The sequence below is a fragment of the Streptomyces viridosporus genome, from assembly GCF_002078235.1.
Classification (GTDB): domain Bacteria; phylum Actinomycetota; class Actinomycetes; order Streptomycetales; family Streptomycetaceae; genus Streptomyces; species Streptomyces viridosporus.
Genome location: NZ_MSGP01000568.1, coordinates 1 through 9,620 on the forward strand (window position 1 = coordinate 1; position 9,620 = coordinate 9,620).

Genomic DNA, 9,620 nt, shown 5'->3' on the forward strand with positions numbered 1-9,620 from the left:
CGGCCAGGACGTCCTGGCCGCACTGGACGGCACGCTGGAGGCGCTGGCGGGGAACGGGGTCGACGCCGGCCTGCTGCGTGCCACGACCGCCCGCTGGGCCGCCGGGGCGTTGCGCGAACTCGGTGATCCGGGCACCCGGGCACAACTGCTCGGTCTGCGCGAAATACTTTTCCACGAGGCCGAGTTGACCGAAGCGCTGCCGGAGCTGGTGCGGACCGGGGTGACCGGCGAGCAGGTGGGCCGGGCCGCCGCCCGGCTCAGGTCCTCGCACCGGGCGGTCGTGCGCTTCGTGCCGGGAGGGAACGTGTCGCGGGGCGCCGCACGGGAGAAGGCCGCGGCATGACCGGGCGTGCGGTGAGCGGCCCCGCTGCCCCCGGTGTCCGGCCGGACGCCGGGGACGACGGGGCACGCGGCACGGCCCCGGGCCCCGCGCACGGGCGGCTGCCGCTGCCCGACGTCGACACCACGCTCGGCAACGGGCTGCGCGTGGTGGTCTGTTCGGTTCCCGTGGTCCCTCTCGTCGAGATCCGGCTCAACGTCCCGTACGCCGCGACCGGTCCCGGTGACGTGACGTCGTGCCACCTGCTGGCCCGCGTCCTCCCGCACGGCACGGCGCACCGGGACGCGGACGGTCACGACGCGGCGCTCGCCGCGCACGGCGCCGCTCTGGACACCGCCGCCGACGCCCGCAGACTCACCGTCACCGGGCACACCATGGCCGACGCCCTGCCCGCCGTCCTCGCCCTGCTGGCCGAGACCGTCCGCAGGCCCCGGCTGTCGGAGGACGTCGTCGCCGCCGAACGCGAACGGCTGGCACGCCTCATCCGGCTGGCCGCCCATCAGCCGGCGGCCCTCGCGCAGCACGCGCTGCTGCGGCGACGGTACGGCGAGGAGATCGCCGCCCGGCTGCAGCCGACCCCCGAACTGGCCGCCGCCTGCACGACGGACGACCTGGCGAAGCTGCACGCGCGGCAACTGGGCGCCCGGGGCGCGGTGCTCGTGCTGGTCGGGGACCTGGTTCCGGAGGAAGCCGTCGCCGCGGCCGCGGAGGCGTTCGGGGCGTGGGAGGCGGGGCCGGGAGGCGACGTCTGCCGGACGCCCCCGTGGTTCCCGGGCGGGCCGTTGCACCGGGTGGAGCGGCCCGGGGCCGTCCAGAGCGTGATCCGGCTGGCCACTCCCGCGCTGCCGCGCACGGATCCCGGCTACCCGGCCCTGCACCTGGCCCAGTTGGTCTTCGGCGGGTCCTTCGCCTCCCGGCTGGTCACGCGTCTGCGCGAGGAGGAGGGGTACGCCTACCAGCTCGGTTCGGGCGTGGAGTCGGTTCCTGGCGCCTCGACGCTGATGGTCGAGGCCGACACCGCCGCCGAGCACACCGTGCCGGCCCTCGCGGTGATCAGGGAGGAGCTGGAGCGCATGGCGGCCGAGCCGCCCTCGGTGCGGGAGGTCGACGCCGCCAGGAGTTACGCGATCGGTTCCACCACGACCGCGATGTCGTCACCGGGCGCGCTGGCGTCCGGTCTGGCGAACCTGCTGCACATCGGGGTCGGTTCCGACTGGCTGCACCACTGGGGGCCGCTCATGGAGGGCGTGCCGTACGACGCGGTCCGCGAGGCGGCCCGCCGGTTCTTCTCGCCCGCCGGCTTCACGGGCGTGGTCGTCGCCGACGAGGCGGCGGTGGCGCCGCTGCGCCGGGGCGCCACTGACGAACTCCGCTTCTGACGGCTCGAGGGGCTGTGCCCGCCGGACGGTCCGGCGGGCACAGCCCCCTCTCCCCGCGACGCGGGCCGGCCGGGTCAGCCCCGGCTCTTCTTGATCCCCGCGACGACGGCGACGACGAGGGCGATTCCGACGGCGATCCAGAGGGCGGTGCTCATGAGGTGCTCCCAGGGGTCAGGTGGCCCGGCGGGCCAGGTGGGTGTAGTTCCGGGTGGAGTGGTGGATTGGAGGAGTGGGGGGACGAGGGGACAGAGAAGAGGGGAATAGGGGGACGAGGGGACGAGGGACGGGGCCGGTGTCCTAACGCAGCCGCAGCGCTTCGGCGAACGGGACCCGGGAGCCGCTGCGCAGCACGCTGTTGGCGTACATCCGCCCGGCGACACGGGTCATCCCGGCCAGCGCGGCGACCGCCAGGACCAGGGAGAGGACGATCTGCCAGACCGGGGCGACACCGAGCAGCGTGCGGGCCGGCATCAGGATCGGGCTGAGCGGCGGTACGAGCGACAGCCACTCGATCAGCGGGTCGTGCACGTTCTTGCTCAGCAGGGCGAGGCCGAGCACGAACGGCGCGGTGATGAGCAGCATCACCGGCTGCACCACCCCCTGGAGGTCCTCCTGCCGTGAGACACGCGCCGCCGCGGCGGCCAGCAGGGCGGCGAAGAGGAGGAAGCCGAGCAGGAACCAGACGCCCAGCGTCACCAGGGTGCCGCCCACCGCGGCCGGCAGGGTGAGGACGCCGGTGCCCTGGGCGAGCGCGGCCGCGGCCCCGCCGAGCAGCACGAGCTGGGTCAGGCCGACCACGGCCACACCGATCAGCTTCCCGGCGAGGAGCTGCCAGGGGCGGATGGTGGAGAGGAGCAGTTCCACCACACGGCTGCTCTTCTCCTCCACCACGCCCTGCGCCAGCATGATCCCGTAGAAGACGAAGAAGAAGTACAGCAGCCCGGTGGAGGAGAGGATCAGCGCGAACTGCTCGGCCGCGCCGTTGCCCCGCGGCTCCAGCACGTCGATCCGCACGGTGGCCGATGCGACGCGTTCCCTGAATTCCACGGGGTCCACGCCCGCGCGTTCCAGCTCCCTGGTGACGCGCTCCTCGGCGGCCGCGGCCCGCACCACGGCGAGCAGGTCCTCGTCGGCCTCGCGCTCCACCGACAGCGTGAGCCGTCCGTCGGCGGTGGTGCCGACGACGGCGGAGAGCTCCCCGTCCCGCAGGAGCCGGTCCGTGCGGTCGCCGTCGACGGTGACGAACTCGAAGTCGCCCGTCTTCCCGGCCACCGCGGCGAGCGCCGGGCGCATCGCCGAGGCCTCCCGCTCGACGCCGACCCTGGCCGGCCCGTCCTCGGTGAGGAGGAGGATCACGGCGTAGACGCCGAGCGCGAGCAGCAGCCCCAGGGTGCTCAGCACGAAGGACGCGGTCCGCATCCTGCTGTTGATCTCCCGCCGGGCGACCAGACCGACCGCACGGCGGGCCGTCAGCGCGCCGGGCCCGTCCTGAGGGCCGGCGGTGCCCCCGCCCGAAGCGGAGGTCCGTTCCCCGTCCGGTGCGTCCCGACCGGTCGCTCCGTCCGGTGCGTCCCGACCGGTCGCTCCGTCCGTTACGCGCGCCACCGTGCTCATCGCTCACCGCCCCCGCTCCGGTCGCCCGCCGTCCGCGCGGCGCCCGCCGCCGCGCCCGCCCGCTCCCCGGCGTCCTCGCCGGGCGCCCGCGCCCCGGTGACCAGGTCGCGGTACAACTCGGTCAGCGGCGGGTGTTCGGACACGAAGGCGGAGACCGGGCCGGTGGCCAGCGCCGCACGGAGCACCCGCTGGTCGTCCGCGCCCTTCGTCAGGCGGAGCCACGTACGGGTGCCCTCGCGGCGCACGACCTCCACGCCCGCCAGCCCCGCGGCCCAGTCCTCGCCCGCCTCCGGGGCGTCGACCAGCAGCCGGCGACCGGCTTCCTCGCTCAGCTCCCCGACCGTTCCACAGGCGATGAGCCGTCCGTCGCTGACGATGCCGACCCGGTCGCAGACCCGCTCGACGAGCGACAGCTGATGGCTGGAGAACAGGACGGGCACCCCGTCGGCGGCGCGTTCGGCGAGCACGTCGCGCATGACGTCCACCGCCACCGGGTCGAGGCCGGAGAAGGGCTCGTCGAGCACCAGCACCGTCGGCCCGTGGACCAGCGCCGCGGCCAGCTGGACCCGCTGCTGGTTGCCGAGGCTGAGGTTCTGCACCTCCTCGGACGCATACCGGGAGAGCTCCAGCCGCTCGATCCACCGGCCCGCCGCCGACCGCGCGGCGGCCGGTGACAGGCCATGCAGCTCCCCCAGGTAACGCAGGTGTTCGTCCACCTTCATCCGCGGGTAGAGCCCGCGCTCCTCGGGCATGTAGCCGAACCGCCTGCGGGCGGCGAAGTCGACCGGACGGCCGAGCCACCGGACCTCGCCCGCGTCGGGCGCGAGGACCCCGAGGACGATCCGCATCGTGGTGGTCTTGCCGGCCCCGTTGCTCCCCACGAACCCGAAGAGCTCACCGGCGCGGATGTCGAAGGTCATGTCGTCGACGACCAGGCGACGGCCGTAACTCTTCCGCACGCCGTCCACCTCCAGCGCCGGCACCGCCATGTCCCACACCTCCCCGATCAGTGCATCAACTCACTGGAGTATTGCGTTAACACAACACTTGGTCAAGTTAGTCGTACGCTTTGACGCTCCACCACATAGACATGCTTCTCCGCCTGGTCCGTGACCGGGCTGCGGTCCCAGTCGGCCCAGCGGCCGGTCACCCGCAGCCCCGCGAGCCGGGCCATCACGTCGAACTCGGCGGGCCAGGCGTACCGGCTGACCTCCGGCACCTTCCGCAGCCCGCCGGGGCCCATGATCGTGTGGACGACCAGGGCGGACTGGAGCGACCGGTTGACCTGGACCGTGTCGAGCAGCAGCGCGTCCGGCGCCAGGTGGCCGACCCGGGTCGTCGCCTCGGTGAGCCGGTGGTACACCTGCGGGTTGTACGTCTCGAAGACCGCGGCCCCGCCGTCCGCGAGCGCCTCGTGGATGCCGCGCAGGCAGGCGATCTGCTGTTCCTGGGTGGGCAGCATGAAGAAGGTGTTGAGGGCGATGAGGACGAGGTCGTAGCGCTCCTCGACGGCCAGCGCGCTGAAGTCGCCCACCGAGGTGGTGACCCTGCCCTCGGGGTCGTTCTCGCGGAGTTTCGCCAGCATCGCGGGGGACGCGTCCACGCCGTGCACCCGGTAGCCGTGCCGGGCCAGCGGGATCGCCAGACGCCCCGTTCCGACGCCCAGTTCGAGCAGGGAGGCGGGGGCGGGGCGCAGCTCCTGGAGGAAGGCGACCATGGCGTCGACGGCGGGGCCCGCGGCGGGGTAGAGCAGGTCGTAGACGTCCGCCAGCGACTCCCCGTACGCGCTGCTGCCCCCGCCCGGCCCGGCGTCCCCGCCGGGCGCCGCACCGCTGCCGGGTGTCGTGCCGCCGGGGCCGCCGGCCTGCGCGCAGGGGTCCGGCCGGTGTCCGGTCCGCGGGGATGTCTCGGTGGTCATGGTTGCCTCCGTGAGGTGTCAGGCGGGTGCGTGTTCCTGCTCGGGCCCGGTGGGGCCGCCGGGGACCGGCGCCTCCAGTTCCGCCCGCAGCCCGTCGGCCGCGGCCAGCACTTCGGGGAAGGGGGCGGGCGCCCACGCCTCGCGCTTCCCGCTGGTCGTGCTGAGGCCGGGACGGGGCGGGACGACGACCACGTTGCGCCGCTCGCGGAGCTTGGCGGTGTGGTCCGCGTACGCCGCGCTCTGGGCGCCGCCGGGCGGCAGCGCGGGGGCCAGCGCGATCGCCGCCCGTGTGCACTGGAGCGCGAGGAGGGAGGGCGAGTCCCCCAGTCCGAGGGCCAGCCTGGCCAGGTAGTTCAGCGTCGCCGGCAGCACCACGACCGCGTCGGGCCACTGCGCCAGGTCCACGTGCCGGGCCCTCGGCTCCGGCTCGTCGGGCCACCGGTCCACCAGCACGTCGCAGCCGCTGATGGCGGTCAGCGCCTCCCGGGCGACGAACCTGGTGGCCGCCCCGGTCAGCACGTACCGCACCTCCGTCCCGGGGTGCCCGGCCTTCAGCCAGCTCGCCCAGAAGGGCAGGTGGGCGGCGGTCACCGACCCCGTGCCGATCACCAGCAGGCGCCGCGCCCCCACCGGCCGGCCGGTGCTCGCCGTGCCGGTCACCGGGCCACCGTCCCGGCCACCGGCGCGGGCGGTGCCGGGGCAGCGGGCGGAGCGCCGCCGCCGCGCAGCGACTGCCCGTGCACCAGCTCCCGGTAGAGCGCGGAGCGTGTCAGCAGTTCCTCGTGCGTGCCCCGGTCGACGACGTGTCCCTCGTCCACGACCACGATCAGGTCGGCGTCCTGCACCGTGGAGAGGCGGTGCGCGACCACGATCACCGCGCGCTCGGCGGCGAGGTGACGCAGCATCACCCGCAGCCGCTCCTCGTTCTCGCTGTCGAGCTGGGAGGTGGGTTCGTCGAAGAGGACGATGCGCGTGTCCCGCAGCAGGACGCGGGCGGCCGCCAGCCGCTGCCGCTGGCCCCCCGACAGGTCCTCGGCCCGTCCCAGCTCGGTGTCCAGTCCCTCCGGCAGCGCTTCCACGGCGCCGCGCAGTCCCAGCTCCTCCAGCGCCCGCCACAACTCCGCGTCCGGCAGGTCCGCGTCCTGCCCGAGCTGGAGGTTCTGCCGCACCGTGCCCTCCACGAGGGTGAAGCTCTGGTCGACGTAGCTGATCTCGCCGCGCAGTTGGTGCAGGGGCCACTGCTCGATCGGCAGCCCGCAGACGGAGATGCGGCCCGAGTCGGGCAGGAGGAAGCGCTCGGTGAGGCCCAGCAGCGTCGTCTTCCCCGCCCCGGAGGGCCCGACGACGGCGGTGAGTCCCCGCGCGGGGGCCGCGAAGGCCGCCTCGTGGATGATGGTGCGTCCGCCGTCCGTGTAGGTGACCGCGTCGAACTCCACCGCGGGCGCGGTCGGCGACGGCTCGACCGGCCGGGCGCCCCCGGAGCCCTCCGGCTCGAGGGTGAGCACGCTGTTGAGCCGTCCGCGCGCGGCCAGGCCGCTCTGCATCCGGGCCACGCCCGAAACCAGCAGGGTCAGCGGCGCGACGACCTGCAGCAGGTAGACGATGAAGGCGGCGAACTCGCCGATGCCCAGGTCCCCCGAGGCGAGCCGGGCCCCGCTGGTGACCATCACCGCGACGATCGAGAGCTGCTGGCCGAACTGCATCGTGGGTCCCACCAGGGCGGTCACCCGTGCCACCGACACCGCGGCCCCGCGCGCGTCCTCGACGCTGCGGTCCAGCGAGGACGCCACCTGGCGTTCGGCGAGGAACGCCTTGACCGTGGGCAGGGACAGCACGGCCGCCGTCATCTGCTGCGACATGGCCCCGATGGCGTTCTGCTGGCGTTCCACCCCGGTGCGGATGGACCGCACGCACACGAAGATGCCGGAACCGGCGATCGCGAAGGTGGCGAGCACCACGATCAGCAGGACCCAGTCCAGCAGGCCCATGGCGATCAGGGTGCCGACGGCCAGGAAGAGCGAGGACGGGATCTGCGCCACGCCGACGTCCACCACGGAGCGCAGCTGCATGCTGTCGGAGCTGGCGCGGGCGACCAGGTTGCCGGCTCCCTCCCGCCGCACCCGCCGCAGCGGCAGCCGCAGGATGTGCGCGGCGATGCGGGACCGGGCCTCCGCGACCAGGCCCTCGCCGGCGCGGGCGAGCAGGTAGGAGGAGAGCGCCGCCGCCAGCCCGGAGCCCACCGCGAGACCCGCCATCAGGAGCAGCGGCCCGACGGGCCGTTCGTCCTCGGCGAGGGCCATCACCAGATCGCGGACCTGGAGGGGGAGGAGGAGGGTGGCGGCGGCGGAGAGCAGGCTCATCACCACCGCGGCCGCCACGGTGGCCTTCCGGCCCTCCAGGAGCTGGGTGAAGACGCGCAGTTCGTCGGTGCCGTCCGGGCGGGGTTCTCTGGCCATGCTGAGGGGGTCTCCTGCGGTGTGCGGTGGCATCCGGTCGCGTCGGTCCCGCGGCCGACGGGTCAGGGCGTGGAGTCCCGTGCGGCCGGTGACACGTCGGCGGCGGCCGGGGCGGGGGGAACCGGGTCCCCGGCCGGCGCGGGCCGGGGGACCGTGTGCCACGGCCAGTCGCCCGAGTCGAGGTTCCGGGCGGGGTCGGCGGGGTCCACGTTCGCCGCGGCGCACGCCGCCGCCAGTTCGGCGGCCGTCGGACGCTCCCGGTGCCGTTCCGCCGCCGCGACGAAGGCCCGCGCGACCACGTGCGCCCGGTGCTCGCCGAAGCTCAGTCCGCGCATGCCCGTACGGCCGTCCTTCGGCTCCCACGCGGCCGTCACACCCGGCGCCACCACGTGGGCGAACGCGGGGGGAGGTCCCTCCGGCAGGCCGGTGGCCAGGGCGCTCTCGACCACCGCGTCGACGGCGTCCCAGGAGCCCGGGCCCAGGTAGACGACCATGCCGTCGTTGCGCGGCAGGCTCACCGGATTCGAGATGATCTTCGCCCGGTAGGTCACGGAGCGGCTCTCCAGGCCGCTCAGCACGGCGTGCCACAGTCCGGGCGCCGCGTCGGCGTCGGCCACCCGCAGATAGAGCCGCAGCAGGTCGCCGCCACCGGTGCGGCCCGCGCCGCCGTCCACGAGGAAGAAGCCGGGCGAGACCAGCGGGCGGGCCGACGGGAGGTTCATCAGCACCACCGGACGTCCGGGGCCGCCCGCGGTGCGCCCGGTCTCCCGCAGCGTCGCCGTGTCCGGGACGCCCACCCGCAGGCCGTCGATCTCCACGACCCGCCGGCCGGCGGCCGACCGCCGCCCGGTGAGGACCCCCTCGGCGACCGTCTCCGGGTGGGGGGTCGCCTTCGCCAGCCGTGCCTCGAAGTCCGGCGCGCGCAGGGTCCTGACCGGTGCGCGGTCCTTGACCCCGCGCCCGGTGTGCAGCACCTCGTACAGGGTGCGGGCGAGCGCGAAGCGCATCGCCGACGCGGACTCGGCGGTCACCTCGTCGTCCCGCACCCATGCCGTCCTGCCGTCCGGCGCGATCCGTACGTCCTCCAGCGCCCGGCGAAGGCCGGTCGAGAGCACCGGTGCGGGCGCCCCGCCCACGACGGCCCGCTCCGGCGCGCGACCACGCGGGACGGTCTCCTCGACGTGCGTGCTCATGAAGCCTCCCCGAGTCCGACCGTGGAGACGAAGCTCCGCGGGTCGAGCAGCGCGGTCCGGCCGATGCCCGCCGCCGCCCGGACGATGGCCGACAGCCGGCCGCTCTCCCGGGTCGAGGCGATCAGCCGGTCGATCAGGTGCCATCCGGCGTAGGACGTGGCGCGCACCACGAGTCCGTCGTCGTCGGGGCCGCCGCCTTCGCGGTAACCGCGGTGGAACGCGGAGATCAGCGGCAGCACGCGCGTCAGCTCCTCGCTGCCGCGCGCCACCACCTCCTCGTGGGTGAGCACCGCCGAGAACGCGTCGTCCGTCTCCTGCGCGGGAATCCTCAGTACCGCGCGGTGCAGCCACTCGCCGGCGTACGCCCCCACATCGCGTGCCGGGTCGCCGAGCCGGAACTCCTCCCAGTCGTTGAGGTGGAGGGCGGTGTCGGTGAGCAGGAACTGGTCCAGCCGCAGGTCACCGTGGACGGGCACGCACGCGACCCCGGCCTCGGTCGCCCGGAGCCGCTCCAGTTCCCCGAGCAGCGCGGCGTCGCGCTGCAGCATCCCCCACGCCTGTACGAAAGCACCGGTGGCGTGGACGTAGAGCTCCAGCGGCAGCGACCGCAGGTCCTCGACCGGGGGGTACGGGTGGGGGTCCGGCTCGGGGAAGTCCTCGGCCCGGAAGGGGAGCCGGTGCAGCGCGGCCAACGTCCGGCCGGCCTGCGCCGACATGGAC

Annotated in this window: 9 protein-coding genes; 2 read left to right on the forward strand and 7 right to left on the reverse strand. The window is 74.8% G+C overall.

All coding sequences use genetic code 11. The features are described 5' to 3' along the window. Nucleotides 1-343, forward strand: a 343-nt coding sequence (locus tag B7L92_RS40790) for a hypothetical protein (protein WP_218030488.1), incomplete at its 5' end; no start/stop codon positions are given. Next, nucleotides 340-1,719 carry a M16 family metallopeptidase gene (locus B7L92_RS32690; protein WP_081240904.1) on the forward strand — a complete coding sequence of 460 codons (1,380 nt, stop codon included), beginning with the start codon at nucleotides 340-342 and terminating at the stop codon, nucleotides 1,717-1,719. The genes B7L92_RS40790 and B7L92_RS32690, both read left to right, overlap by 4 nt. Before the next feature lie 297 nt (nucleotides 1,720-2,016). Here B7L92_RS32690 and B7L92_RS32695 read toward each other — a convergent pair whose 3' ends face one another. The 7 genes from B7L92_RS32695 to B7L92_RS32720 all read right to left on the reverse strand — a co-directional run. Continuing rightward, nucleotides 2,017-3,333, reverse strand: a complete 1,317-nt coding sequence (locus B7L92_RS32695; RefSeq protein WP_081240905.1) for an ABC transporter permease — start codon at nucleotides 3,331-3,333, stop codon at nucleotides 2,017-2,019. Continuing rightward, nucleotides 3,330-4,322, reverse strand: coding sequence for an ABC transporter ATP-binding protein (locus tag B7L92_RS32700; RefSeq protein ID WP_081240906.1), 993 nt, complete (start codon nucleotides 4,320-4,322; stop codon nucleotides 3,330-3,332). The genes B7L92_RS32695 and B7L92_RS32700 overlap by 4 nt, the downstream gene beginning before the upstream one ends. 62 nt (nucleotides 4,323-4,384) lie before the next feature. Beyond that, the gene (locus B7L92_RS32705; protein WP_081240907.1) at nucleotides 4,385-5,251 is read right to left on the reverse strand and encodes a class I SAM-dependent methyltransferase; all 867 of its coding nucleotides are present in this window, start codon (nucleotides 5,249-5,251) and stop codon (nucleotides 4,385-4,387) included. Between the two features lie 18 nt (nucleotides 5,252-5,269). Next, nucleotides 5,270-5,911 carry a flavoprotein gene (locus B7L92_RS32710; protein WP_255311249.1) on the reverse strand — a complete coding sequence of 214 codons (642 nt, stop codon included), beginning with the start codon at nucleotides 5,909-5,911 and terminating at the stop codon, nucleotides 5,270-5,272. Beyond that, nucleotides 5,908-7,707 carry an ABC transporter ATP-binding protein gene (locus B7L92_RS32715; protein ID WP_081240910.1) on the reverse strand — a complete coding sequence of 600 codons (1,800 nt, stop codon included), beginning with the start codon at nucleotides 7,705-7,707 and terminating at the stop codon, nucleotides 5,908-5,910. The genes B7L92_RS32710 and B7L92_RS32715 overlap by 4 nt, the downstream gene beginning before the upstream one ends. 62 nt (nucleotides 7,708-7,769) lie before the next feature. Beyond that, nucleotides 7,770-8,900 (reverse strand): T3SS effector HopA1 family protein, encoded by a 1,131-nt coding sequence (locus B7L92_RS39875; protein WP_107501676.1) that lies wholly within the window; start codon nucleotides 8,898-8,900, stop codon nucleotides 7,770-7,772. After that, the coding region (locus tag B7L92_RS32720; RefSeq protein ID WP_159461081.1) for a phosphotransferase at nucleotides 8,897-9,620 on the reverse strand (724 nt) is incomplete at its 5' end. The genes B7L92_RS39875 and B7L92_RS32720, both read right to left, overlap by 4 nt.